The organism is Cryobacterium flavum, from assembly GCF_900103805.1.
GTDB lineage: Bacteria > Actinomycetota > Actinomycetes > Actinomycetales > Microbacteriaceae > Cryobacterium > Cryobacterium flavum.
The window spans coordinates 1-25,516 of the sequence record NZ_FNIB01000004.1; the positions used below are offsets into that span (position 1 = coordinate 1).

Annotated in this window: 27 protein-coding genes; 18 read left to right on the forward strand and 9 right to left on the reverse strand. The window is 65.4% G+C overall.

Annotated elements, in window-relative coordinates:
- Positions 1 to 283: hypothetical protein (locus tag BLS91_RS06210; protein WP_139165812.1), on the reverse strand; the 283-nt coding region annotated here is incomplete at its 3' end.
- Between the two features lie 386 nt (positions 284 to 669).
- Complete coding sequence (locus BLS91_RS06215; protein WP_092339887.1) at positions 670 to 1,521, reverse strand: hypothetical protein; 852 nt, start codon at positions 1,519 to 1,521, stop codon at positions 670 to 672.
- 154 nt (positions 1,522 to 1,675) lie between these two features.
- Between BLS91_RS06215 and nadE the strand changes: the two genes are divergently transcribed.
- Positions 1,676 to 2,497, forward strand: a complete 822-nt coding sequence (gene nadE, locus BLS91_RS06220; RefSeq protein ID WP_092339888.1) for an ammonia-dependent NAD(+) synthetase — start codon at positions 1,676 to 1,678, stop codon at positions 2,495 to 2,497.
- Between the two features lie 66 nt (positions 2,498 to 2,563).
- Here the strand turns inward: nadE and BLS91_RS06225 are convergent, their stop codons facing one another.
- Complete coding sequence (locus tag BLS91_RS06225; protein WP_092339889.1) at positions 2,564 to 3,313, reverse strand: hypothetical protein; 750 nt, start codon at positions 3,311 to 3,313, stop codon at positions 2,564 to 2,566.
- A gap of 86 nt (positions 3,314 to 3,399) precedes the next feature.
- Positions 3,400 to 3,675, reverse strand: a complete 276-nt coding sequence (locus BLS91_RS06230; protein ID WP_092339890.1) for a hypothetical protein — start codon at positions 3,673 to 3,675, stop codon at positions 3,400 to 3,402.
- A gap of 156 nt (positions 3,676 to 3,831) precedes the next feature.
- Between BLS91_RS06230 and msrA the strand changes: the two genes are divergently transcribed.
- From msrA to BLS91_RS06265, 7 genes are all read left to right on the forward strand, one after another.
- The gene (gene msrA, locus BLS91_RS06235) at positions 3,832 to 4,356 is read left to right on the forward strand and encodes a peptide-methionine (S)-S-oxide reductase MsrA (RefSeq protein WP_092339891.1); all 525 of its coding nucleotides are present in this window, start codon (positions 3,832 to 3,834) and stop codon (positions 4,354 to 4,356) included.
- A 207-nt stretch (positions 4,357 to 4,563) separates the two neighbouring features.
- Entirely contained in the window at positions 4,564 to 5,094 is a 531-nt protein-coding gene (locus BLS91_RS06240) for a single-stranded DNA-binding protein (RefSeq protein WP_134505303.1), read from the forward strand.
- A 71-nt stretch (positions 5,095 to 5,165) separates the two neighbouring features.
- Positions 5,166 to 5,678, forward strand: a complete 513-nt coding sequence (locus tag BLS91_RS06245) for a DUF6993 domain-containing protein (RefSeq protein WP_241983123.1) — start codon at positions 5,166 to 5,168, stop codon at positions 5,676 to 5,678.
- Between the two features lie 5 nt (positions 5,679 to 5,683).
- Positions 5,684 to 7,366 carry an energy-dependent translational throttle protein EttA gene (gene ettA / locus BLS91_RS06250; RefSeq protein WP_092339894.1) on the forward strand — a complete coding sequence of 561 codons (1,683 nt, stop codon included), beginning with the start codon at positions 5,684 to 5,686 and terminating at the stop codon, positions 7,364 to 7,366.
- Positions 7,367 to 7,386: 20 nt separating this feature from the next.
- A complete protein-coding gene (locus tag BLS91_RS06255; protein WP_092339895.1) occupies positions 7,387 to 7,857 on the forward strand; it encodes an acyl-CoA thioesterase in 471 nt (156 codons plus the stop codon).
- 92 nt (positions 7,858 to 7,949) lie between these two features.
- Positions 7,950 to 8,459 carry a sigma-70 family RNA polymerase sigma factor gene (locus BLS91_RS06260; protein ID WP_092339896.1) on the forward strand — a complete coding sequence of 170 codons (510 nt, stop codon included), beginning with the start codon at positions 7,950 to 7,952 and terminating at the stop codon, positions 8,457 to 8,459.
- Entirely contained in the window at positions 8,456 to 9,160 is a 705-nt protein-coding gene (locus BLS91_RS06265) for a zf-HC2 domain-containing protein (protein WP_092339897.1), read from the forward strand. Before BLS91_RS06260 ends, BLS91_RS06265 begins: the two co-directional genes overlap by 4 nt.
- A gap of 5 nt (positions 9,161 to 9,165) precedes the next feature.
- Here BLS91_RS06265 and BLS91_RS06270 read toward each other — a convergent pair whose 3' ends face one another.
- Positions 9,166 to 10,041 (reverse strand): acyl-CoA thioesterase, encoded by an 876-nt coding sequence (locus BLS91_RS06270; protein ID WP_174774980.1) that lies wholly within the window; start codon positions 10,039 to 10,041, stop codon positions 9,166 to 9,168.
- Positions 10,042 to 10,109: 68 nt separating this feature from the next.
- Between BLS91_RS06270 and BLS91_RS06275 the strand changes: the two genes are divergently transcribed.
- Complete coding sequence (locus BLS91_RS06275) at positions 10,110 to 10,787, forward strand: DUF8185 domain-containing protein (protein WP_092340190.1); 678 nt, start codon at positions 10,110 to 10,112, stop codon at positions 10,785 to 10,787.
- On the opposite strand, the gene BLS91_RS06280 is transcribed toward BLS91_RS06275, so the two are convergent.
- Positions 10,777 to 12,360: a PucR family transcriptional regulator gene (locus tag BLS91_RS06280; RefSeq protein ID WP_092339899.1), complete on the reverse strand. Its 1,584-nt coding sequence runs from the start codon at positions 12,358 to 12,360 to the stop codon at positions 10,777 to 10,779. The genes BLS91_RS06275 and BLS91_RS06280 overlap by 11 nt on opposite strands.
- A gap of 138 nt (positions 12,361 to 12,498) precedes the next feature.
- On the opposite strand from BLS91_RS06280, the gene gabT reads away from it, so the two are divergent.
- The 7 genes from gabT (at position 12,499) to BLS91_RS06315 (ending at position 21,161) form a co-directional block, all read left to right on the forward strand.
- The gene (gene gabT / locus BLS91_RS06285) at positions 12,499 to 13,878 is read left to right on the forward strand and encodes a 4-aminobutyrate--2-oxoglutarate transaminase (protein WP_092339900.1); all 1,380 of its coding nucleotides are present in this window, start codon (positions 12,499 to 12,501) and stop codon (positions 13,876 to 13,878) included.
- The gene (locus BLS91_RS06290; protein ID WP_092339901.1) at positions 13,875 to 15,362 is read left to right on the forward strand and encodes an NAD-dependent succinate-semialdehyde dehydrogenase; all 1,488 of its coding nucleotides are present in this window, start codon (positions 13,875 to 13,877) and stop codon (positions 15,360 to 15,362) included. The genes gabT and BLS91_RS06290 overlap by 4 nt, the downstream gene beginning before the upstream one ends.
- A 23-nt stretch (positions 15,363 to 15,385) precedes the next feature.
- Positions 15,386 to 16,753, forward strand: a complete 1,368-nt coding sequence (locus BLS91_RS06295) for a flavin monoamine oxidase family protein (RefSeq protein ID WP_092339902.1) — start codon at positions 15,386 to 15,388, stop codon at positions 16,751 to 16,753.
- Entirely contained in the window at positions 16,750 to 17,622 is an 873-nt protein-coding gene (locus BLS91_RS06300) for a universal stress protein (protein ID WP_092339903.1), read from the forward strand. Before BLS91_RS06295 ends, BLS91_RS06300 begins: the two co-directional genes overlap by 4 nt.
- 7 nt (positions 17,623 to 17,629) lie before the next feature.
- Positions 17,630 to 19,180, forward strand: coding sequence for an APC family permease (locus tag BLS91_RS06305; RefSeq protein ID WP_092339904.1), 1,551 nt, complete (start codon positions 17,630 to 17,632; stop codon positions 19,178 to 19,180).
- Positions 19,181 to 19,343: 163 nt separating this feature from the next.
- Positions 19,344 to 19,991 carry an FMN-dependent NADH-azoreductase gene (locus tag BLS91_RS06310; RefSeq protein ID WP_092339905.1) on the forward strand — a complete coding sequence of 216 codons (648 nt, stop codon included), beginning with the start codon at positions 19,344 to 19,346 and terminating at the stop codon, positions 19,989 to 19,991.
- Positions 19,992 to 20,375: 384 nt separating this feature from the next.
- On the forward strand, positions 20,376 to 21,161 hold the full coding sequence (locus tag BLS91_RS06315; RefSeq protein WP_134505304.1) for a hypothetical protein: 786 nt from the start codon (positions 20,376 to 20,378) through the stop codon (positions 21,159 to 21,161).
- A 175-nt stretch (positions 21,162 to 21,336) separates the two neighbouring features.
- Here the strand turns inward: BLS91_RS06315 and BLS91_RS19900 are convergent, their stop codons facing one another.
- Positions 21,337 to 21,486, reverse strand: a complete 150-nt coding sequence (locus tag BLS91_RS19900; protein WP_159433831.1) for a hypothetical protein — start codon at positions 21,484 to 21,486, stop codon at positions 21,337 to 21,339.
- A 3-nt stretch (positions 21,487 to 21,489) separates the two neighbouring features.
- Between BLS91_RS19900 and BLS91_RS06325 the strand changes: the two genes are divergently transcribed.
- Both BLS91_RS06325 and BLS91_RS06330 read left to right on the forward strand, forming a co-directional pair.
- Positions 21,490 to 22,020, forward strand: a complete 531-nt coding sequence (locus BLS91_RS06325; RefSeq protein ID WP_092339908.1) for a hypothetical protein — start codon at positions 21,490 to 21,492, stop codon at positions 22,018 to 22,020.
- A gap of 136 nt (positions 22,021 to 22,156) precedes the next feature.
- The gene (locus tag BLS91_RS06330; RefSeq protein WP_092339909.1) at positions 22,157 to 23,146 is read left to right on the forward strand and encodes an NAD-dependent epimerase/dehydratase family protein; all 990 of its coding nucleotides are present in this window, start codon (positions 22,157 to 22,159) and stop codon (positions 23,144 to 23,146) included.
- Positions 23,147 to 23,507: 361 nt separating this feature from the next.
- Here the strand turns inward: BLS91_RS06330 and BLS91_RS19905 are convergent, their stop codons facing one another.
- Together BLS91_RS19905 and BLS91_RS21140 are read right to left on the reverse strand one after the other, a co-directional pair.
- On the reverse strand, positions 23,508 to 24,128 hold the full coding sequence (locus tag BLS91_RS19905; protein ID WP_158252795.1) for an META domain-containing protein: 621 nt from the start codon (positions 24,126 to 24,128) through the stop codon (positions 23,508 to 23,510).
- Positions 24,129 to 24,669: 541 nt separating this feature from the next.
- Entirely contained in the window at positions 24,670 to 24,927 is a 258-nt protein-coding gene (locus BLS91_RS21140; RefSeq protein WP_134505316.1) for a ribbon-helix-helix domain-containing protein, read from the reverse strand.
- Positions 24,928 to 25,516 lie beyond the last annotated feature (589 nt).

Sequence of the window (25,516 nt, forward strand, 5' to 3'; positions counted from 1 at the left end):
CATCCGTTTCGGTACGCCAGCGACCCGTTGCCAAGGTCGGTCTCGGCGCGCACACCGATGTCGGTGGTGGCGCGTGCGCGGTTAATTGGTACTGGGCCCCATCGACCTTGCGGCCGAGCCCCTCCAACGCCGCGAGAACCGCAACAGCTTCAGCATCGTCGAGGTGACCGAACCGCACCTCGTCAAACGCTGCTGCCAGAATGGCACCGGCCTGAGCCACCGCTTCAACGCGAGAACCCTGCGGCATCGAGCCGGCTGTGGCGGGCGGGGCGGTGAGGGTCATGGCGTCGGTGCCTCCTTCACCCACAATTATAGCCGAAATCGCCCCTAAAGGCGAGAGAATCTCAGTAAAATATCGATGAGACTTCAAAAGTTTCTTCTTATCCGCGAGAGTGAGTGAACGGATACTTCAGCAGTCCTGAAACAACCGTTCACCCGCTTTCGAGACCAGTCCGGACGGCGCAGACGGTTCTGCCGCGCGCTCTCCGCATGGCCTCCATCGAGGCGCTCAGAGATACCCGCCCCGTCATCGGCGGGGCCTTGGCGCTCTGCATCGAACGGGCTAGGCGATGACGTCGAGGCCCTGGTTCGTGTAGAGCTGGATATTTGAATTCATACCGATGACCTGATCGTTGCTGTCCAGGCCGAAACCCAGAACGGTGTTCCCGGTCATGATGAAGAACGAGTTGTCCGCCCGTCAAAGAGTTCGGGGTTGGAGGCTCGCAGAGCATCTGCGCTCTTGACGGGGTCGGCCGCGAGCACCAGCGCGACAATCTGGGCATCCGTCGCAACGAACGTGCTCGTTGAGCTGAATCTGAAGATCAGATTCAGCTCGCCTCCGTCTGGCTCTTCGGCGTACACCCGATCCAGACGTACGACGGTGCTCGACGCGCGGGCGCCTCCGTCGCGCGCAAGCGGGGCCGGCAGAATGTCGGTGACGACGAAGGCTGCCCTTCCGAGCACGGCACCGTCGTTATCGATCGCATTCTGAAACTTGGGTTGCCAATCGGTGGTGATGTAATCGGAGTTCGCCGCAAACCACTCGGCCGGGGCGACGCTGTAGTTGTCGAGCCGACTGCTGTCCAGAACCTCTTCGGTGAGAATGCGCAGGGCGGCCGGCAAGGCTTCCCTGGCATCGTCCTCGGTGAAGCCGAATTCGGCCAGGGTCTCGAAGTCGGTCTTGGTGGAGTCGTAGACGGCTGCCTCAGCCGTGGGGCTGATCGTGGTGTGGCAGTAGGTGCCGAACTCGTCGGTCACGTCTTCCAGGCCGACCACGTCGCCGTAGTCCAGTGCGAGTTCGGAACTGCAGCCTGCGCGTGCGGCGGCAGTCGGCTGCGCGGTCTGCTCAGCAGGTGTGCCATCCGTTTCGTCGTTCGTGACGGCGGCGCACCCGCCGAGTCCGGCCAAGAGAATACCGGACACAGCGATTGCCAGTGCAGACCGGCTGATTCCGCGAACCGTTCTGCCGGATCGTGCTTCGCTGAACTCCTCGTGCATGCTGTACTTATTTTCAACAATCATTATTGCGTCCCCCCCCCGAGCTGTCTTTGTCCTACCGTACGGGAAGATTTCGCCACGATTCGCCGGTACCCTGGTGCTGATCTCGAGGCAGGCCGCAGCGCAAATTCTCGAGGCAGGCCGCAGCGCAAATTCTCGAGGATTGCTAGATTCAAGTATGCGAGAACTCCAGGCGCGAATCATCGCGGAACTCAACGTCTCACCCACCATCGACCCGGCCGCCGAAGTACGCCGCCGGGTGAAATTCCTCAAGGAATACCTCAAGCACACGGGTGCCCAGGGGCTCGTGCTCGGCATCAGCGGCGGCCAGGACTCTACCTTGGCCGGTCGGCTGTGCGCACTGGCCGTCGACGAACTCACCGCAGAGGGGTATCCGGCCACTTTTGTCGCCGTGCGCCTGCCCTACGCGGTGCAGCGCGACGAAGCGGATGCCCAACTCGCGTTGGAATTCATCCGCCCGCCCTCGCAGGCCACCTTCAACATTGAGCTCGCCGTCGATGGATTCGAGAGCGAATTCCTGGCGAGCCTCGACGTGGCCATGACCGACTTCACCAAGGGCAACGTCAAGGCCCGCTCCCGCATGATCGCGCAGTATGCGGTGGCCGGCCAGCTCGGCCTGCTCGTGGTCGGAACCGACCATGCGGCAGAGGCCGTCACCGGCTTCTTCACCAAGTACGGCGACGGCGGAACCGACATTCTGCCGCTCACCGGACTCACCAAGCGCCAGGGCCGCGCCCTGCTGATGGAGCTGGGTGCGCCCGGACAGCTCTACCTGAAGGACCCCACCGCTGACCTGCTCGACCACACTCCCGGCCAGACCGACGAGGCCAATCTCGGTCTGCAGTACGAGCACATCGACGATTTCCTGGAGGGTCGGCCCGTCGACGACGAGGTGGCCGAGGCCATCGAGGCGCGCTACCTCAGCACCGAGCACAAGCGACGGGTGCCGGCCTCACTGTTTGATGAGTGGTGGCAGTAGGCCCAACATAAAGAACGAGCCGGTCAGCGCTGGGAAGCGCCGACCGGCTCGTTTCTTGTGTCGCGACTACAGGGTCGGGGCCGCCGAGGAACGCGTGAGCGGGTCGGTGCCGCGAACCTCGAGCTTGTTGACGTCGTCGAGCAGACGCTGGGTTTCCGCCCCGGCGTCCGACGCGGATGGCGGCGTGCGATTGACGGCTGCCGGGGTGAGCGGCGCGACCCGCACGGGCGCCGGTGCCGAATCGGCGGCGTTGTACTGGTCGTGGTGCTGCTGCGCCACCCACGCTTCCTGCTCGGCGAGCAGGCTCTTCTCGGTGGAGGAATTCTGCGACTTCCAGCGATCGAGATCCCCCTGGAAGATTTTGCGGGCGCGAGCCGGCTTGTTCTGCCACTCGACCAGGCGGTCACGAAACTCGACCAAGGCCGGTTCCAACTGGTAGCCGAAGGTAGCTGAGGTGCGCTTGAGCTCGTAGAGCTCGTGAGCAGCCCAGTTGGCGGCAATTCCCGATCCGCGAATCGGCAGCAACCGCACCTGAATGTCGGCCTGGCCGACCGCCCGGTCGCTCATGACCTGCTCCTGCGGTGTCAGCGAATTCCAGACGGATGCCTCGGTCGCGGCATCGACGAGGGTCGCGATCGCCGCCACTTTGATCTCGCGATCTCGCTGGGTGATGAGCCGTTTGACGGCCCCGCGCGAGATCAACGCGGCCAGCACGCTGGCAATGACGATTGCGCCGATGAACACGACCGCGGTAAAAACCATCGGTTGGGTGCTCACGTCGGTAAACCAGGCTACGAAGTTATTCCACCATTCCATGTGCTGGATTTTATCCGCGCCGACCCCTGTTTTCGGGGATCAGACACGGCGTGCCCCCAACCCACTCTCTGGAACACGTAGCCTCGTCACCGGAAGCAGTCCACAGCATCGTCGATGCGACAGAACACACCGAGTTCGCGCGTGCGGGTCGCGAAGACGACGCGCCTGGCGCTGAACCGGTCGCCGTCAGCGCCGCCGGTACCAGCACCGCCTTTATCGGCACTAACCTCGCGTTCGATATAGCCGACGACAGCGCCGACCGGGTCGACGATGCGCCACAGCCCGTCGCGCACGAGGACGAACCGGCGGCCACGTACTGCTGGAAATGCTGAGTGAGTAACGGGTGCGATGAGAGTGGTCATGAGTGCTCCTTACGTACTGGTTCAGCGGTAACCCGGCCGGCCGCGGGTATTTCTCTTACCGTATGGACGACCACCGACATGCGCTTTCGGCGAACAGACGGCCAGGGTGCCGGATCAGCCTGTGGCTGCGGCGGGGGGAGGAGATAGAGTGGACGGGTGCAAACTTATGTGGTCGCAGGTGGATGTTTCTGGTGTCTCGATGCTGTGTATCGGGTGCTACGTGGAGTGAGCGACGTGGTGTCGGGGTATACCGGCGGCTCGACCGCCAACCCGAGCTACGAAGCGGTCTGCACCGGGCGCACCGGGCATGCCGAAGCCGTTGCCGTGACCTTCGACCCTGACGTCATTCCGGCCAGCGTCATTCTTGACGTGTTCTTCACGCTGCATGACCCCACCCAGCTCAACCGTCAGGGTAACGACGTCGGAACCCAGTACCGGTCGGCCATGTTCTACACCGACGACGCTCAGAAGCAGCTTTTTGAAACGGCCCGCGACCGGGCGACCGAATGGTGGGGCTCCGGCATCACGACCACGATCGAGCCGCTCGGCGACTACCACGAGGCCGAGGACTACCACCAGGACTTCTTCAACAAGAACCCCGGGCAGGGCTACTGCATGGCCGTCGCCGTGCCGAAGGTCAACAAGATCCGCAAGTCGTACTCCCAATACCTGGTCAGCTAGCCTCTCCTCCCCAATCGGTGAATAGCTGAATTCTCCACGGATTTCCGCGGTTTCAGTCGGGTCGTCGTTTCGGGCGGCACACTCACTGTGTGCGACCCGGGTTCAACGAAGACTGGCACGAGTTGTTGTTCCCGGGTCGTGTGCGCCGGCGGTTCGCATGGCGCCGCGAGTGTGCGTGTTCACGCGATCACCGTGCCGGGAGAAACCATGAGCGACAGCATCACAATATCCGGCGTTATTGGCACCGTTCCCCACCTGACCTTCGGCAAGAACGGGACCCCGATCACCTCCTTTCGGCTGGCCTCCCGCCAGAGCCACCGTGACAAGGCCAAAGACGAATGGATCGTCGACGAAAGCTGCTGGTATTCCGTCACGACCTTTCGACAGCTGGCCACGAATGCGGGAAAATCGCTCAGCAAGGGCGAGCACGTTGTCGTCACCGGACGGCTGGTCATTCGCCAATGGAACAACGCCGAAAAATCTGGGACGTCCGTTGAGATCATTGCTGATTCTGTCGGCCACGACCTCGCCTGGTACACCACGACGCCGGTGCGTAGCGGGGTACCGGCCCGTGACGCCGCGGACCAGACCGAGCCGGAACCGGTCGAATCCTTCACATCGGTCGAATCGGCCACGGCATATGAGACCGATCTTGGCCCCATCGACCGGTCCGGAGACGGGTTTGTCCCCGTCGACACCGATGCCGATCAGGACGCGTATGCGCGTTTAGACTCGTAGCATCGTCCACGCGCGTGGACCGGGGGAGGCAGTGCGTGAGCGTGGCACAATCAACACGGCAGAATATGACCGTGAGAACAGCACGGTGGTCTGCACGCCGCCCGTGGTACACACTGGCAGTGGTTGGGGCCGTGCTGCTGGTCGGAGTCGGCCTGACCGCGTGCACCGGTGCCCCGGCCGAACCCCCGACCAGCGGCACGGCGCCGGCCAGCTCCTCAGCGCCGGAGCCGTCAGCAACTCCGGTGTCCGACCCGGTACTGCTGCCCGACGGCACCGCGTCCGAGAACCTCGTCTACTTCAACTTTCTCGCTGCCGCTGTCACCAAGGTCAACCCCAGCGCTGACGGGCGCGCCTACATCGACGCGCTCGTGGCCGGCGGGTTCGACCGAGCGGCCATGGAAGTGTCCTTCGATCGAACCCAGGCCGACCTGGCCGCTGACTCGATCCAGTTCTCGGTGCGATTCAATGGCGAATGCCTGATTGGGCAGATCGGGCCGGCCAGTGACGGTTTCCACAGCGTGGTCGCACCGATTCTGTCTACTGGTTTGTGTCTCGTCGGGTCCACCCGGCAAATAGACTGGTAAATATTATGGCCGAATTTATTTACTCAATGGTCCGCGCTCGCAAGGCGATCGGCGAAAAGCTGATTCTTGACGACGTCACCATGTCCTTTTTTCCCGGTGCCAAGATCGGTGTGGTCGGCCCGAACGGTGCCGGAAAGTCCACGATCCTCAAGATCATGGCGGGCCTGGACACCCCCAGCAACGGTGAGGCGAGACTCTCGCCGGGCTACACCGTCGGCATCCTCATGCAGGAGCCGCAGCTCGACGAGAGCAAGACCGTGCTGGAGAACGTGCAGGAAGGCGTCGGCCCGATCAAGGCCAAGGTCGATCGCTTCAATGAGATCAGCCTCGCCCTCGGCGAACCCGACGCCGACTTCGATACCCTCCTCGCCGAAATGGGCGTGCTGCAGGAAGCTATCGATGCAGCCGATGCCTGGGACCTCGACTCCCAGCTCGAACAGGCCATGGATGCCCTGCGCACCCCGCCGGGCGACTCCGAGGTCTCCAACCTCTCCGGTGGTGAGAAGCGCCGGGTGGCGTTGACCAAGCTGCTGCTGCAGAAGCCAGACCTGCTCCTTCTCGACGAGCCCACTAACCACCTCGACGCCGAGAGCGTGCTTTGGCTCGAGCAGCACCTCGCCAAGTACCCGGGCGCCGTGCTCGCCGTCACTCACGACCGGTACTTCCTCGACCACGTTGCTGAGTGGATCGCCGAGATCGACCGCGGACACCTGTACCCGTACGAGGGCAACTACTCGACCTACCTCGAGAAGAAGCAGGAGCGTCTGCTCGTGCAGGGCAAGAAAGACGCGAAGCTGTCACGTCGTCTCGCCGACGAGCTTGAGTGGGTGCGCTCCAACGCCAAGGGCCGTCAGGTGAAGTCGAAGGCCCGCCTGGCCCGCTACGAAGAGATGGTCACCGCCGCCGAAAGCACCCGCAAGCTCGACTTCGAAGAAATCGTGATTCCGGTCGGCCCGCGCCTCGGCGCGCAGGTCATCGATGCGAGCAAGTTGGAGAAGGGCTTCGACGGGCGCATGCTCATCGAGAACCTCAGCTTCACGCTGCCGCGCAACGGTATCGTCGGCATCATCGGCCCGAACGGCGTAGGAAAGACCACACTGTTCAAGACCATCGTCGGCAAGGAACCGCTCGACGGCGGCGAACTGCGAATCGGTGAGACGGTGGATATCTCCTACGTCGACCAGGACCGCGGCGGCATCGACCCGAACAAAACCCTGTGGGAGGTCGTCTCTGACGGCCAGGACTACATCCAGGTCGGCAAGACCGAGATACCCTCGCGCGCCTACGTATCGACCTTCGGTTTCAAGGGCCCCGACCAGCAGAAGAAGGCCGGTGTGCTCTCCGGTGGTGAGCGCAACCGCCTGAACCTGGCGCTCACCCTCAAGCAGGGCGGCAACCTGCTGCTCCTCGACGAGCCCACTAACGACCTCGACGTCGAAACGCTCGGTTCGCTCGAGAACGCGCTGCTCGAATTTCCCGGTTGCGCCGTGGTGATCACTCACGACCGGTGGTTCCTCGACCGGGTGGCCACGCACATCCTCTCGTACGAGGGCACCGACGACAACCCGGCCAACTGGTACTGGTTCGAGGGCAACTTCGAGTCGTATGAACAGAACAAGATCGAGCGGCTCGGACCGGATGCGGCCAAGCCGCATCGTTCCGCCTACCGCAAGCTCACCCGCGACTAACAAAAAAATAGGGAGACCGTGTGAAGCTGCACGTACCGATTCGCCTGCGTTGGTCCGACCTCGACGCGTACGGTCACGTCAACAATTCTGAGATGCTGCGCCTGCTCGAGGAGGCGCGCATTCTGGCTTTCTGGGTGACCGAAGACGACGGTGCGATCGGCGCGAGCACGGCTGTGCTCGATGGACGCCCGGGTGCGGCAACGCTCACGTTGATCGCGCGGCAGGAGATCGAGTATCTGGCGCCGGTACCGTACCTGCGTCAGCCGCTGGACGTGCGACTCTGGCTGGGCAAACTCGGCGGCGCCAGCCTCGACGTCTGCTACGAGGTGTGCAGCCCCGACGGCGTGACACCCGAGGTTCTGTACGCGCGGGCGAACACCACGATTGTGCTCGTTGATGCGGCGAGCGAACGCCCCCGCCGCATTAACGACACCGAACGCGCCGCGTGGACTCCGTACCTCGACGCGCCGATCGAGTTCGCCCGACGCTGACAATTCCCCGACTGAGCGGCCCGAGTTGCCGCGAAACCGGGTAGTACTGAACCGAACACGCGTCCGTCGCGTGTTAAGCCGGGGAGGTAGTCATGGCTGATGAGCGTGCCGAACTTCTGCAAGCCCTGCACGACGAACACGCGCCGCTCCTGTGGCGCTATGTTGTGCGGTTGACGCACGATCCGGCCTTTGCCGACGACGTCGTGCAGGAGACGCTCCTGCGCGCCTGGCGACGCCCCCGCCTGCTCGACCAGACCGAGGTGTCAGCTCGGGCCTGGCTGTTCACGGTGGCCCGCAACCTGGTGATCGACGATCGCCGCTCGGCCAGGGCCCGCCACGAGATCCCCACCGATCAGCTGCCCGAGGTACCCACAGACGACCAGACCGATGCCCTGCTCGACGCCTGGCTGGTCGCGGATGCCCTGCACGATCTCTCACCCGACCACCGGGCGGTCATTGTCTGCGCGTACTATCGAGGCCAGTCCGTGGCTGAGACCGCGCGGGACCTGGTCATTCCCGAAGGCACCGTGAAGTCCAGGCTGCACTACGGCCTGCGAGCCCTGCGGCTCGCACTGCAAGAGCGAGGAGTGACGGAGCGATGAACACTCCAGCAGATCTGTACGCCGACTGGGACGGCGCCTACGTGCTCGGCGCCCTGTCACCGGCCGACCGCCGGGACTACGAACGTCACCTCAACGACTGTGTCGCCTGCAGCCAGGCGGTCGCTCATCTCGTGGGTCTTCCGGGGCTGCTGGCCCAGGTGCCGCTCGATCAGGCCCTGCAACTGGACCAGCCCGTTGATTCCCGAGCGGATGCCGCCCCCTCCGCCACCCTGCTGCCCCGCCTGGTGCAGGCGGCCAGGGCGCACACCCGGCGCGCCCGCCTGCTCGCCGCTGGCGCGGTCGTGGCGGCCGCCGCGATCGCGGCATCCGCTGCCCTCGTCCTGCCCGGCTGGCTCGATCAGCCCGGTCAGAGCATCACCGAACCCGCCGTCGCCATGACCGCCGTGGTTCCCAGCCCGCTCACGGCCTCGTTTCGCCTGACCGGCGAAGAGTGGGGCACGCGCATCGACGCGAACTGCAGCTACGCGCGCGGCGGCGACGATTTCGGCGCCCAGCCCTACGCCCTGTTCGTGACCGACCGGGACGGCCAGGAGACCCTCGTGGCCAGCTGGATCTCCGGACCCGGCAGCACCATCAGCGCGGCCGGTACCACGAGTGTGTCCGAAAACGACATCGCCAGCGTGGATATTCGGTGGATGCCCGACGAGAAGGTGCTGCTCGAATCCAAACCCAGCTGGTAGCGCTGCTACTCGAGAACGATGGGCACGCGCAGCATGCCCTCCTGCGCCACGGTAGCCAGGAGCACGCCGTCGCGGCTGAAGATGCTGCCCGTGGCCAGGCCGCGGCCACCCTGCGCGCTCGGTGAATCCTGCACGTAGAGCAGCCACTCGTCGACCCGACCGAACCGGTGCCACCACATGGCGTGATCCAGGCTGGCAACTTTGAGACCGGGAGTCGCCCAGGCCACTCCGTGCCGGCGCATGATCGGTTCCATGATCGAATAGTCGCTCGCGTAGGCCAGGGCTGCGCGGTGCAGGTCGGGGTCGTCGGGCAGCGGTAAGAACGTCTTCATCCACACGGCCTGGCGCGAGGTGTGCTCACCGTTGACCTTGAGAAAGATCGGCGAGGGAACGTGCCGCATGTCGAAGGGCCGCTCGTTGGCCCAATAACGCGCTACCGAGTGGTCGATGTGGGCCAGCGCTTCGGATGCCGTCGGCAGGCTTTCCGGATCGGGGATATCTTTCGGCATCTCCAGATGATGCTCCAAGCCCTCATCGGCGTCCTGGAAGGAGGCGATCATCGACAGGATCGGCACGCCGTCTTGATAGCACTGCGTGCGGCGGGTGGAGAAGGAGCGGCCGTCGTGAATGCGTTCGACCGAAAAAGTAATCGGCTGGTTGACATCACCCGGGCGCAGAAAGTAGCCGTGCATCGAGTGCACGTGGCGTTCGTCGGGCACGGTGCGCATCGCAGCGACGAGGGACTGGGCCAGCACCTGCCCGCCGAACACGCGGCCGAGCGGCATCCACTGGGACGGCCCGGTGAAGATGTCCTCGCTGGTGCGTGCACCGGTGTCGGTCAGATCGAGGACGGCCAGAAGGCTTTCCATGGGCTTGTGCATGCTGTCTCCTCGGGCAAGTTCGCGTTCGCGGCATGCGGTCGTGGCGCATCTTGGTAGTTTAGAAGATGATGAGCCAGTCATTCACTCTTACCGATTCCCAGTCCCTCAGCGATCTGATCATGTTTCTGTCACGATCCGGCCGCGTTCTCGACGGTTCCGTGCGCCTCATGGCGTCCGACGGCGTTCTGGCGGTGTACACCGCCATTTTCTATCCGCGCGGTCTGCTCGACGCGAGCCCGACCGTGCTCGGCCTGCGCACCTTCGCCCTGACCGAGCCGGTCGACCTCGACAAGGTCGTGCCGGTGCGGTCGCTGCTGGAACGCCTCAAACGCCTGGAGTCCACCGCGCGCGACCTGAGCCTGCCGGTCATCGTGACTGTTCCGCTCGAGGTGAACACCGTGACCTGGGCCGGCATCTCCCCGCCGAAGGGCGGCTGGGAACCACACGGCCAGACTCCGGCGTCGCACCTTGAAACCGCCGCTCGGGAGGGCATCGACGAGGTTGCCGCCGCCGTGCCGGAGGGCACCGGCGAGCTGATCGTGGAACGCGTGCGCTCCGAAGTGTGGGGCCGTCAGGTTGACGGGCTCGAATTCGTACCGACCGGGGCCGGTTTCGCGGCGTTCAGCCTGGGATTTCTCTCCGATGACGAACCCGTGCAGCTGTTCGAGTCGGGCCTGTGGACCCGCCTCAGCACGAGTCGTGGCCATGTTCTGGTGCGGCGCAGGCCGTGGACGCTCACGGCCTGACCGGCTCCACAACGGCAGCGTCGGTGGCGAGCAGGGCCGCCCAGACATCCGCTCGAGCCGGAAACGACCCCAGGTCGCGGGCGAGCAGCTGCTCAGCCTGTTGAATGCGGGTGCGCACCGTGTGGCGGTGTACCCCGAGCTGCGCGGCGGCCTCGCCGAAGTGTCCGTTGCACACGAGCCACGCCCGCACGGTAGCCAGCAGCTCGCTGCCGTGTGCCCGATCGTGCGCCATCACCGGCGCGAGGGTGGCGAGGCCGACCTCGCGGGCATCCGTTCTGGCCAGCAGGGCCAGCACGCCCTGCCGGGCGACGATACTGAAATCGGTCACGCCCGGTGCGCTCTCCCGTGCCCGGGCCAGCGCCTGATGGGCCTGATCGAGGGCGCGAGGTAGCTGGCGGTAACCCGTCGGCTCCGACAGTCCTGCGTGCAGTTCGAACAGTGCGCACAGATTTAAGAGGATGCCGTTGGCCGCGCGGTCGAGACACAGAACCACGGTGTCGTCTTGGCGGGCGAAGAAGAGCTGCCCGGGGGAATCGTCGACGCGTAGTTCCAGGTACTCGGTGATCGCATCCCGGCGAACGGCCGGCACATCCACGACGGCGACGAGCACCGGTGGGTCAGGGAGCGCGCCCCACATTTGTCTGGAGATCTGGTCGACCAGGGTCTGGTCCCCGGCGAGCAGGGTGTTCAGCAGGCCGGAGCGCAGCAGCCCCTGGGCACGATCCAGGGCATTGTTCTGCTCGAGGGCGAGACCGGCCAGGGCAATCACGCTCGTCACCACCTCAGTGCTGGCCTGGTCCAGGGCGAGTGCGCCGCCGAGGGCGAGTACACCGCGCAGGTGGTCGTGGCCGCCGAGGGTCTGCAGGGTAAGGGTTTCACCGCCAGCGTCAACGGTGCTGCTGGACCGCTGACCGCGGGCGAGCAGTCGCCGGGCTTCCTGCTGCACGGTGGCGAGGGCTGTGGGGGCCGCGGCGAACGTGGCGCGGGGAAACACCCGATCCAGGGTTCCGCTCGCATCGAACAGGGCCACCCAATGGCCGAGCTGGGCGGACAGCTCAGCGAGCGTCGCACTCAGGCCGTCCGGACGCAGGGCGGCGAGCGCGATCGCGCGCTGGGCCTTGAGCGCCCAGGTGGCGCGGGCATACCGATCCTCGGCCACGAGGTCGCCGGCCGCCCGCGCAACGGCGATGAACGGGGTGCGATAGGGAACCTCGAACAACGGCAGCCCGAGCGTTCGGCACGCGGCGATCAGTCCGTCGGGCGTGCCGTCCCGAACGACGTCGGTGCCGAATCCGAGCGCCGTGATACCCCGCTCGTGCAGGCGCTGCACGTAGGGGCGGTAGTCGGTATCCGCTGCCGGATCACTGCCGAACTGGGTGCCGGTCGTGAGCAGCACGTGGTCGGCGGAGAGGAACGGGGTCGGGTCGATCAGATCGGAGCTGTGTACCCATTCAACCGTGCGGTCGAGCCGTGCCGCCCGCGTGATCGGGTTGGCCTTGCCCGCATCAGCGTGCTCGAGCAGGGTGAGTCCCAGGTTCGAATCAGCGAGGAGCAGGCGCAGGGTGGGGAGCATGGGCTGACTATACAGCGTGGCGGGAAATTACGCCCCGACTATACAGCTAAGAGATAGTGCTGTCGCCGGGTTGTGCCTAGCATTGCCGCATTGGCACCGTGGCCGCGGTACCGCCCGTCGCATCGATCGGAAACACTCATGACACTCGTAGACACTCCTCGCCTCACCAGCACGCCGCTCGGTGGCCCCACGCTGGCTCAGGAACGCAGACTGGTCACGAGCATCCCCGGGCCGAAATCGCGCCGCTTGAGCGAACGCAAGGCCCAGGCGGTCTCTGCCGGAGTGGGTATCTCCCTCCCCGTGTATGTTGTGGCCGCTGGCGGAGGCGTTCTGGTCGACGTGGATGGCAACTCTCTGATCGACCTGGGGTCGGGCATCGCCGTCACCGGTGTCGGCAACAGCGCCCCGCGGGTGGTCGAGGCCGTCGCCGCCCAGCTGGCCCAGTTCACCCACACCTGTTTCACCGTTGCTCCCTATGACTCCTACATCGAGGTGGCCGAGGCCCTGAACCGTCTCACCCCCGGTGACCACGTCAAGCGCAGCGTGCTGTTCAACTCCGGCGCCGAATCGGTGGAGAACGCCGTGAAGATCGCCCGCCACTTCACCGGCAAGCAGGCCATTGTGGCCTTCGACCACGCTTACCACGGCCGCACCAACCTCACCATGGGACTGACCGCCAAGAACCAGCCCTACAAGAACGGCTTCGGTCCCTTCGCGCCTGAGGTGTACCGGGCACCCATGTCGTACCCGCTGCGTGACGGCGGTCTCGATGGCGTCGTGGCGGCGAACCGTGCCATATCGCAGATCGAGAAGCAGGTCGGCGCGAGCAACCTCGCCGCGATCATCATCGAACCCATTCAGGGCGAGGGCGGCTTCATCGTTCCCGCACCCGGCTTTTTGGCCACCCTGCTGGCCTGGTGCCGCGCCAACGAGGTCGTCTTCATCGCCGACGAGATCCAGACCGGATTCGCCCGCACTGGCGCTATGTTCGCCTGCGAGTACGAGGGCATTGTGCCCGACATGATCTGCACCGCCAAGGGCATCGCCGGCGGCCTGCCGCTGTCGGCCGTCACCGGGCGCGCCGACATCATGGATTCACCCCAGGCCGGCGGCCTCGGCGGCACCTATGGGGGTAACCCGCTCGCCTGTGCTGCCGCGCTCGCCACCATCGACACCTACGAGGCCGAGCACCTGGTCGAACGCGCCGCCGCCATCGGCGCGATCATGGGTGACCGCCTCGGCGCGCTCGCCGCAGCCGATCCGCGCATCGCCGAGGTGCGCGGACGCGGCGCCATGATGGCCATCGAGCTGGTCGATCCCGCCACCGGGGAGCCGGATGCAGCCCTGACCGGCCGCGTCATCGCCGCCTCCCACGAGCAGGGCGTCATTCTGCTCGGCTGCGGAACGTACGGCAACGTCATCCGCTTTCTGCCGCCGCTCAGCATTCCCGACTCCCTGCTACTCGAGGGCCTGCAGGTTTTGGCCGAGGCCCTCGCTGCCGATTCGGCCGCAGTATGAGCACCGTGATCGAGGGCGCCGTGCGCTCCGACGGTCAGGTCGCACTCCTGGCCCGCGTACCCGACCAGCTCTACATCAACGGTCAGTGGGCGAACGGCACCGGGGAGCCGATCGTGGTGACCGACCCGGCCACCGGTCTGGTGCTGAAAACCATCCAGAACGCATCCGTCGCTGATGGCGCCCGCGCCCTCGACGCGGCCGTCGCGGCCGCGGACTCCTGGGCAGAAACTCCGGCCCGAGTACGCGCCGAGATTCTGCGCCGCGCCTTCGATCTGCTCCAGGAGCGTCGGGGCGATTTCGCCACGCTCATGACACTCGAGATGGGCAAACCCATCGCCGAAGCCAACGGCGAAGTGAGCTACGGCGGCGAATTTCTGCGCTGGTTCAGCGAAGAGGCCGTGCGCATCAACGGTCGGTACAGTGCCAACCCGGAGGGCACCGGCACGATGGTCGTCACTCACCGGCCGGTGGGCCCGTGCTACCTGATCACACCGTGGAACTTTCCGCTCGCCATGGCCACCCGCAAGATTGCCCCGGCGCTCGCCGCTGGCTGCACCGTTGTGGTCAAGCCGGCCGAACTGACCCCCCTGACCACCCTGCTGTTCGTGCAGCTGCTGACGGATGCCGGAGTGCCTGCCGGTGTCGTGAACGTCATCACGACCACCGAGTCGCAGGCCGTCTCGGCCCCGATCATCGCCGACCCCCGGCTGCGCAAGCTGAGCTTCACCGGGTCGACCGCAGTGGGTCGGGCCTTGATCGCTCAGGCGGCCCAGAACGTGCTGCGTACCTCGATGGAGCTCGGCGGCAACGCCCCCTTTATCGTGTTCGCCGACGCCGACCTCGAGAAGGCCGTCAGCGGCGCGATGCTCGCGAAGTTTCGCAACACCGGCCAGGCCTGCACGGCGGCCAACCGGTTCATCGTGCACGCGTCGATCGCCGAGGAATTCGGCCGCCGACTCACCGAGCGGGTGAACGCCCTCGTGCAGGGCCCCGGCATCGACCCCGCGGTGAACTTTGGGCCGCTCGTGACGGAGACGGCCGTCGACAACGTTGACGCCCTCGTGCAGGATGCCCTCGCGCGCGGCGCCACGCTGCTCACCGGAGGCACCCGCCCCGACGGACCCGGCTCGTTCTATGCCCCCACAGTGTTGACCGGTGTTCCCGCTGACAGCCGCATGGTGCGGGAAGAGATCTTCGGCCCGGTGGTCGGCATTACAACTTTCGAAACAGACGAAGAGGCTATTAAAATGGCAAATGACACCGAATATGGTCTGATCGGATACGTTTTCACCACCGATATCGCACGTTCACACCGTATGATCGACAGTATCGACACCGGAATGATGGGCCTGAATACCGGCCTGGTTTCCAACGCCGCGGCACCGTTCGGCGGCGTCAAGCAGTCCGGGCTCGGTCGTGAGGGTGGCCTGGAAGGCATCAACGAATACCTCTCGACCAAGTACACCCTCATTCCCGCGTCTTAACCCCACTCAACACAGGAGCAACCATGACCACGATTGATCGTGACGTCGTTATTATCGGCGCCGGGGCATCCGGTCTCACCGCCGCCACCGCACTGCAGAAAGCCGGCCTCAGCGTGGCCGTGCTGGAAGCCCGCGACCGCGTCGGCGGGCGCCTGTGGACCGACCAGATCGAGGGCGCCATGCTCGAGATCGGCGGCCAGTGGGTCTCGCCCGACCAGCATGCCCTCAAAGAGACCCTGGCCGAGCTGGGTCTCGCGACCTACCCGCGTTACCGGGCCGGTCGCAACGTCTACATCAATGCTGCCGGCGTGGTGAGCCGGTTCGACGGCGATATCTTTCCGGTCCCGGCCGGCACCGAAGCCCAGATCGTCGGTTTGATTGAGAAGCTCGACGCCCTCGTGGCCGAGATCAACCCAGATAGCCCGTGGGGTCATCCGCTCGCCAAAGAACTCGACGAGGTGTCCTTCAGTCGCTGGCTCGAGACCCAGACCGACGACCAGGAAGCCCGCGACAACATCGGCATGTTCATTGCCGGAGCCATGCTCACCAAGCCCGCGCACGCCTTCTCGGCATTGCAGGCCCTGCTCATGGCGGCCAGCGCTGGTTCCTTCAGCAACCTCGTCGACGCCGATTTCATTCTCGACGAGCGCGTCATCGGTGGGCTGCAGCAGGTGCCGCTACTTCTCGCCGAGAAGCTCGGCGCTGACGTGTTTCTTGATTCACCGGTGCGCAGCCTGGCCTGGAACGACAGCGGCGTCGCCGTCATAGCCGACGGCATGACGGTGACCGCTCGGCATGCCATCGTGGCCGTTCCGCCGCCCCTGATCAGCCGCATCAGCTTCGAACCACCCCTGCCGCGCCGCCAGCAGCAGCTGCACCAGCACCTCTCCATGGGCTTCGTGATCAAGGTGCACGCCGTCTACGAGACTCCGTTCTGGCGCGCCGATGACCTCTCCGGCACCGCGTTCAGCCCGTACGAGCTCGTGCACGAGGCCTATGACAACACCAACTTCGAGGACCCGCGCGGTACCCTGGTGGGCTTTGTCTCCGATGAAGAAGCGGATGCCGTCTTCGCGCTGACCGCAGACGAGCGCAAGACGCGCATCCTGGAATCCCTGTCGCACTACTACGGTGAGCAGGCCCTGCACCCGGTCGTCTATTACGAGAGCGACTGGGGTTCCGAGGAATGGACCCGTGGCGCCTACGCTGCGAGCTTCGACATGGGTGGACTGGCCCGGTATGGCGCCGAACTGCGCAGCCCCGTCGGCCCGATCTCGTTCTCCTGCAGCGATATGGCCGGCAAGGGCTACCAGCACGTTGACGGTGCCATTCGGGTTGGCCAGGAATCCGCTGCGGCGATTATCGCCCAGCGTGTCTTGGCCACCGTGTGAGGTTTCTGGTCGGCTATACCGCCACCTCGGCGGGAGCGGATGCCCTCGCCCTCGGCGTGCGCCTCGCCCGCGCGCCGGGCGCCGAACTCGACATCGTGCTCGTGCTCAATGCGGGGGAGCGTGCGACGCTCACCCCCACCGATCCCGGCTACGACCGGCTGCTGCTCGAAACGGCCGAGGTCTGGCTGGCCGAAGCGCTGACTCTGGTGCCCGAGGGTATTTCCGTGCACACCCACCTCGAACACGCCGACTCCTTCACGCGGGGGCTGCTCAAAGCGGCCGAACGGCTGCAGGCCAACCTGATCGTGGTCGGCGCGGCCACCCACGGCCTGCTGGGGCGCTTCGCCATCGGCAGTGTCGCGGGCGGTCTGCTGCACTCCTCCCACGTTCCCGTTGCGCTGGCTCCGGAAGGCAGCCGCGTGATGGGCACCGACGAACCGATCGGCCGAGTCACCTGCGCGGTCGGGACCAAACCCGGCGCCGACGGACTGCTGACGGCCGGCATCCGTTTGGCCCGTACAGTGGATGCTCCGCTAAGGCTGGTCTCCCTCGTCGCGATCGACCGCCCCGGCGCCGACGCCCAGACCATCCAGCTCGCCGCCGACCACGCCCAGGCCGTGCTCGACTACGCCACCGAACACCTGATGGACGGGCTCGAGGTCACCGCCAGCGTCGCTTCCGGCGGCAGCATCGAGCATGCCGTGCGCGGCCTGCACTGGGACCCGGCCGAGGTCTGCATCGTCGGCTCCAGCCGGCTGGCGCAACCGCATCGACTCTTTTTGGGTTCGATCGCGGCCAAAATGCTGCGCGAATTGCCGGTGCCGCTCATCGTGGTGCCGCGAGATTTCACCGAGACGGTGGGGAAGTAACCGAAACATGACACTAGAAATCAACGCCAGCGAAGCCGTTGAGAAAACGACCGGGGGAATCTCCAAGAAGGGGCTGAGCGCCGGCTCGGTCGGGCTGGTCGGGGCTGTCGTCATCGGCATCTCCTGCATCGCCCCGGCCTACACGCTCACGGGAGCCCTCGGCCCCACTGTCGCGGAGGTGGGATTACAGCTGCCGGCGATCTTCGTGGCCGGGTTCATCCCCATGCTCCTGGTCGCCCTCGGCTACCGCGAGCTGAACAAGGCGATGCCCGACAGCGGCACGAGCTTCACCTGGGCTACCCGCGCCTTCGGCCCGTGGATCGGCTGGATGTCCGGCTGGGGGCTCATCGCCGCCACGGTCGTGGTGCTGAGTAACCTCGCCGGCATCGCGGTCGACTTCTTCTACCTGATGCTCTCGCAGATCTTCGGCAACAGCGCCGAGATCGCTGGCCTCGCCGGCAATCCGTGGATCAACGTGGGCACCTGTCTGGTTTTCATTTTCGCCGCCACCTGGATCAGCTATCGGGACATGCAGACCACCCAGAAGGTGCAGTACTGGCTGGTCGGGTTCCAGCTGATCGTGCTGGTCGGCTTCGGCATCATGGCCTTCGTGCACATTGCCAGCGGAACGGCCTTCGACCCCACACCGGTGTCGCTGTCGTGGTTCAACCCCTTCGCCGTCACCTCGTTCTCCGCCTTCGCGGCCGGACTGAGCCTGTCGATCTTCATCTTCTGGGGCTGGGATGTCACCCTGACCATGTCGGAAGAGACCAAGGGCTCCCGCTCGACACCCGGCCGGGCCGCGACCCTCACCGTGATCATCGTCATGGTGCTCTACCTGTTCGTCGCCATCGCAGCCATCTCTTTCGCCGGTGTTGGCGGGGTGGGCGTTGGCCTCGGCAACCCGGCGATCCAGGGCAACGTGTTCTTCGCCCTGGCCGGCCCAGCGCTCGGCCCGTTCGCTATTCTCATGTCGATCGCTGTGCTCTCGAGCTCTGCTGCCTCGCTGCAGTCCACGTTCGTTTCGCCGGCCCGCACCCTGCTCGCGATGGGTCACTACGGCGCGTTGCCTCCGGCCTACGCCAAGGTCAGCCCGCGCTTCTTCACCCCCGGGTATGCCACCATCGCGTCAGCGATCGTCGCTGCCGGGTTCTACACGATCATGCGTTTCGTCAGCGAAGACGTACTCTGGGACACCATCACGACCCTCGGCATGATGATCTGCTTCTACTATGGCCTGACCGCGTTCGCCTGCGTCTGGTACTTTCGCCGCCAGTGGTTCGCCACCGTGCGCAACGCCTTCTTTACCCTCGTGTTTCCCCTGATCGGCGGCATTATTCTGGCGGTGCTGTTCTGCACGACCCTGGTCGACAGCATGGACCCGAACTACGGCAGCGGCTCCGAGATCTTTGGGCTCGGTCTCGTCTTCGTGCTCGGTATGGCCATCCTGTTGATCGGCGTGGTGATTATGATCGCGCAGTCGCGGGTGCGGCCGGCTTTCTTCCGCGGCGAGACGCTCAGCCTGGCCGCGCCGCGGTTCGGCGAGCACGAGGAGTAGGCGAACTGAGGCATCCGCCCGCACCCGCCCGCCACCGTCGCCGAGGTGTGAGTTTCGGGTCCTTGTAACGTTTCAATCGCGCTGAAACTCACACCTCGGCGAACGCGTGAGAACCTAAAGGCACGACACGAGTGGTTGTGCTCGCTGCACCTAGGCTGTGGGAATGCCCACACTGTTGCACCTCGACTCGTCCGCAGACCTCGTGACCTCGCGTTCGCGCGCGATCACCGCGACTTTCGCGGACACCTGGCGCAGTCTCGGCGGCGACCACACCGTCGTTCACCGCGACCTGCACCGTGAGCCGCTGCCGCACCTGACGGACGCCGCGCTGCACTTTCCGCCCCACCTCCGCCCCGAGGGTGCGAACCCCAGCGCTGAGCAGGAAGCGCTGCAGCAGCTGCTCATCGCGGAACTTCTCGCGGCCGACGTGCTGCTGATCGGTGTTCCGCTCTACAACTACTCGATGCCGTCGACGTTGAAGGCCTGGATCGACTACATCCACCTGCCAGCGGTGACGGCCCCGTTCGACGATCCCGCCCGTCAGCAACCGCTGGCCGGTCGCCCTGCCGTGCTCGTGTCGACCCGCGGTGGCGTCTACGACGCCGGAACGTCCACGGAGTTCGACGACCACGCGCTTCCTGCGCTGACGCTCATTCTGGCCAAGGCCCTGGGCATGACGGTCGAGACGATTGTCGCCACGCGCACACTCAGCGAACGATTCGGTGCCCCCGCCGACGAGGTCGCCAAGCAGCACGGGGAACTGGCCGCCGCCCACGAGTCTGCAGCCCAAGCTGCCCGCCGCCTCGGCTGACGCGCGCCGCCTTGAGTGGGCGATCACAAATGCGGTTCTGAGTCGGAGTAGGTTCCAGCCATGTCTTCGCTTACGCCGCTTGAGTGGGATGATCCCGTCGAACTCTGAATAGGAGAGCCACGGCATCCGCTTTTTCGCTGGCTGGCTGGCTGGCTGGCTAGCTGGCAGGCTCGCTCGTATTCGTGATGAAGAATCGCTCATTGCTTCGAGGTCGCAGGTTTCGCGCCGAAACGCTGCGGTAGTGAGAGTGATAGTCCCTGTCTTGTGGAAGTGGCGGTGACATAGACGAAATTGGATGAGTCGGTCAATTTCTTTCCCGAAAATAATGCTGAGCATCTCTCGCTTTTGCGTTCGATTCGAGGTAGAATCGGTGTGAAGGAGGCAATGGCGCCCATGTTCATGGAAAACCCCAGCGAGGCCAGTTCGAACACCGTCGTTGTGGCGGTCGAGCAGGCGCGGGATGCGTTGTTGGCGGCGTTGGGCGGGGTGTCGTTCGGGTCGCTGGGCGATGAAGAATCGCTGAGCATGTTGCTCGCCCTGGAGAGTGTGGGCCGGATTGTTGATGGTGCCCGGGTGCTCTCGACGACGGATGTGCTGCGCCGCTCCGAATATCTTGATAAGTCCGTTGCCGCGACTGCGGCGGAGGTGACGGCCGATCAGACCGAGCTGGCGGCCGTGGGGGCGGTGTCGCTGGCTCGTCATCTCGGCTGCCGAAGCGGCCTCGTGCTGGTCTCTACCTTGGCCCGGTTGTCGCGCGGTGAGGTGCGGCAGCGTGCGTCGCTGGGTAAGAATGCCGGTGAGCGGATGCTGCTCGGTCGCCCTCTCGCGCCGACCTACCCCGTGGTCGGGGAGGCATTGCAGGGTGGGAAACTCGGTGTGGAGCAGGCCCGGGTGATCGTGAAGGTTCTCGACGAACTGCGCCCTCCGTGTTGGTGGATGACCTTGACCGAGTGGAGCGTTCCCTGGTGGCGAGCGGGTCCGGTGCGATCACCCCCGAGACCGAGGGCCTGCAGGGCGCCGGCATCGCGTTTGCGCCGGAGTCGCTGCGACTGCAGGGTATTGCGTGGCAGGCGCGCCTGGCGCCCGACGGGTCGGCGCCGGGCGAGGCCGCGACGGAATGGCGCAGCTGGTTGGCCTTTGGTGGGCTGGCGAACGACGGCTACAGCCTGAGTGGCTGGCTGACCACCCTCGACCGCGCCATTATCAGCACAGTTTTCGACGCCTACCTCTCCAGCGCGGCGGCGAACCCGGTTCCGGGGCTGCGCCCCGTGCGAAAGTCGCGTTCCGTGAGACGGACCCCTGCGCCGACGGCACCGCGAGTGACGTCGCCACTAGTGGCAGCGCGTCAAGCGACAGCGACACAAATGACATCAACACCATCGACCTTGACAGCGGCGCAGGCCTCACCGAAAGTGGAGCCTTCGGCGAGCAGGGCGAGCAGGCTGAGCAGGGCGAGCAGGCTGAGCAGGGCAGCGCGACCGTGCAGTACAGCCAAGCCGTGCAGGGCGCCGCGGGCGAACAGGCCGAGCCGAGCCACTGCCACGACGACGACGCACAGACCGAGCAGAACGGCCGGAGCGACGACTATGACGAGTCGGCGCGGGGCGAGAACGGCGACCTTCACGGCTCCGACCGGCCCGCCACGCTCAGCCCGTGCCCGCAGGAACCGGCCGACGCCCGCTCCATCAGTGAGAAGCAGGCCGGAATCCTCCGCGCGGTGTTCGAAGCCGCCGCCCGGCAGCCGAGCACCCCAACCATGGGCGGGGCGGCACCGACGGTGCTCGTTCACATCAACATCAACGACCTCCTCGCCGGCCGGGGTACCGGCTGGATCGACGACATCGACAACGCCGTTCTCCTCTGCAACCCGGCGCACGCGAGCATCGAAACATCCGGCTGGGACATCGACATGAGAGACGGCCGCCGCTGGCTACGCGGACCCCTCCTGTTCGACCCGACTCAAACCTGGCGGCCCGGCGGCCAAAACCGCGCTGCCAGTCCCGCCGAGAAACCCAACTGGGAAAAGTAGCGCCTCCGTCGCGATCCTCGCCAGATAGAAGCGGACAGATCAATTCGTCAGCACGTGCCCGGGCAGTCGTGGATACCCTCTGCGCTCAGGGCGAAACCACCGCCTTTTGAGTGGCTGTTGCGCTTGACTGGGTGCCATGACTCGCACACTTATTCTTGGCGGGACGGGCTGGCTCGGTCGCGAGATCGCCGAACAGTTGGTGGCGAACGGCGACGACGTGACGTGCCTTGCTCGAGGTGAGTCAGGAGCTGTCCCCAGTGGCGTGACGTTTATTCGATCCGACCGGCGAACACCGGATGCTTACGTCCTGGTCGCAGGCATCGCCTGGGACGAAATTATCGAGCTCGCCTACGAGGCTGACCTAGTCACCGGAGCTCTCGAGGCTCTGGCCGATTGCGCGCAGCACTGGACGCTGGTCTCCTCCGTCTCCGTGTACGCCAGTAACGCTGAAGCGGGAGCCGATGAAGAAGCCGTTGTCGTCGAGGCAGTCGACTTTGATGACTACGCGCAGGCCAAAGTCGCCGCTGAGCGCGTCACCACTGAAGCAGTTGGCGACCACCTACTCATCGCGAGGCCGGGACTTATCGTTGGGCCGGGCGACACGAGCGACCGGTTCAGTTACTGGGTCGCGCGACTGGCCCTGGCGTCGCACGAAGCCGTTCTCCTGCCGGAGGTTCGAGATCGTTCCGTGCAATTCATCGATGTTCGTGACCTGGCCGCGTGGCTGATCGGTGCTGGACATCGAGGCCTCACCGGAATTTACAACGCTGTTGGCAGCGAACGCGATCTCTCCACGGTTCTGCTGGCGGCCGCCCAAGTGGCTGGCCATACGGGCAATCTCATTTCGGTCGATGATGAATGGCTGATCGAACACAGCGTCAACTATTGGGCCGGACGTCGTTCGCTGCCGTTGTGGCTTCCCCGAAGTGACTCCGCATTTGCACAACGCAGCCGGGACCGATTCGTTGCCGCTGGAGGAACCGAGCGAAACCTGCACGAAGTCCTCGAGGACGTTCTAGCTGACGAACGAAAACGCGGACTCGACCGGGAGCGCAGATCAGGCCTCACTCGAGAGGAAGAGAACCTTCTTCTGGATGAAATCGCCCGGCAGCTGGCGAGTGTCTAGGGCTGCGCTGGTGATCGGCCGTCACGCCGTCAACGCGAAACTGGGCGCCGCACCAGTCGATAGACGAGGTATGACAGAGCGGCGAGACTGATGATCCCGATTGCCCACGCCCCGGGGATTCCCAGGAATGGTTCGCTCCTACAGGCGCTCACCGCCCCCGACTCGGCCGTGTAGTCCGTGCACTGGCCCGTGCGAGGTCCAAGAAGCACGACGTTGACGGCAATGATCAGGAGGCCCGCGACCACCCATCGAATCCGTGGTTCGGTCGTGCGCGACTTTGTGGACATGCCGAAAGACTAGGCCGCACACAATGCGACTGGTCGCGGTTTCGACCCATCGTGATCGAAACGTGCGTTACCGGCTAGTCGTGCTTGAGTTCGCCTAGCTCCGATCCGCCCGCGTCCAGTAGCCGTAGCACTCCGCCGTCGACGCTGGCCAATCGGGCCTCGGCCACCCAAAACGGCACAGGGGCGCCGTCGCACGCCATTAAGGTCGATGCCCCGGACGTCGTCAGCAGCCCTCCCGCACCGTCGGCTCCCCAGCGGCCCTGGCCTCCGTTGCAGCCGTCGGAGCCCGTCCACGTGCCGTCCGCCGCGAAAAGCACGTGCGGATCGGTTGCGCCGCTGATTGCAACGGGTAGCCACCGTCCAACCAGATTCTCGGGCGTGGCCGGCGAGGACCCTTCCGGCAGGGCAGCTGGTTGACGCAACTCCTCGCGCATCGCATCCGTGATGACGGGTGGCTCGGTGTAGAACTCGGCCGCCGTCGGAATCGCATCCGGCTTGCCATCTATGGTGAGCGTGGCGACCACCGCGCCGTTCGCATCGTTGAGTTCCCAGCCAGCACCCTGAGCCCGATACCCCGTGACGGATTCGAGCCAGGCGACGCGCGGCAGGGTCGCTCCCGTGACGCACTCACCGCTCGCGGCGTCGGTCGAGGCAAGAAACAGGCTTTCGCTCGCCCCCCACGAGCCTTGGATCATGCCGCAGTCTCGCCACAGCTGGAACTCCGGTACGTCCAACCGCAACCAGGTATCGGTTGTCTCACCTTCGGCGCCCGAGACGCGCCAAATGTTGACCAATCCAATCGCGGCAGATTCCGCGCCGGCATGAGGGCTGGCCGGGGGAGGAGAATCCGAGCTGGGATCGACCTGTCCTCCCGGGACTTGGGCACACGCCGTTAGCACGAGCACGAACATGGCCGCCCCGCTCGATAGCCAATGCCCGCGCCGTCGTCCCATCGCGTAATCCGTTGGCCAGACCCGCTTCTGCCCCGACCCAGCCCGCTTCGAGGCGGTTGCCTTCGTAGTTCCTGACCTGATCCCCATGCCTTTGATCATGGCCGAGTGTCGGCGGGATTGTCCAGTGCAGCGGATGCTCGCGTCGGACAGCCGGCGTGGTGACACGATCGCGATTTTGGCGGTGGGCTGTTGGCTCCGGAATTCGGCCCGCAACCCATCCCGGTCAGTCGCCTCTAGGCCGCGGCCAACGCGCGGACCTGCCGCTGCTCCCGTTTGCCCGCTCCTACAGGACGTGTGCCTGGGTGTCGATGCGCCGCGTCAGACCGCGCAGTAGGGCGAGCTCCTGGGAGCTGAGTTCCACCACGAATTGCCCTGCCGTCGCCGACGGAGGCTCAAGCTCAATTGATGCGGGTGCGCCGCTGTAGTGCTCGAGAAGGAGCGCAAGACCCTCGCGCAGCAGATCGCTCTGCTTGCGATGTGTTGACTCAGTCAGCTTTCGCAGCGCGGAGCGATCCTCCTCGGGAACGCGGAATCGGAGAATCGGGGGTTCCTCGCCCGACCGTCCGAGCGCCGGCGGGCCCTCTCGCTTGGTTCGTCTGGGGGAGCGCTCCTGCTAGCCACGGTGATCATGGCGGGGCCCAATCGACGATTTCACAGATCCCCTTTGGCGGCAGAATTCGCACGATACTGTTCAGCGCGGCCCTGCTGTTCGCCTGGGGTATTCGAGGTGCCGGCAGCGTCACGGCTCGCCGTCCGCTGGGAACGGCCGCGCTGACGGGACAGGCCGCCTGGGTACTCCTGGGCTCGGTGCTGGAGGAGTTCATCGCTGAGAGCTTCTCGAATGATCCTGCGCGGCGTGCGCTGCTGGTTTTCGGCTACGTGACTCGTTCGTGCGTTCGCGCTGGCTCTCATCGCCGCCATGCAGATTGCCCGCGCTGGGGTCGTGCTGGCGCCGTGGAATTGGGCCAGCGTGGGTCGTGGTGGCGGCATCCGCTTCATGGCTGTTTCTGTAGGCTTTGGTCGTCGGTGCCGCTGCGGACTACGGCATCTTCCCAGCGCTCCTGTTGAGCCTGAACGGTCTCGTGTGCGTCGGTGGCACCGTGTTACTCGTTGTTCTCGCGATAGTTCTC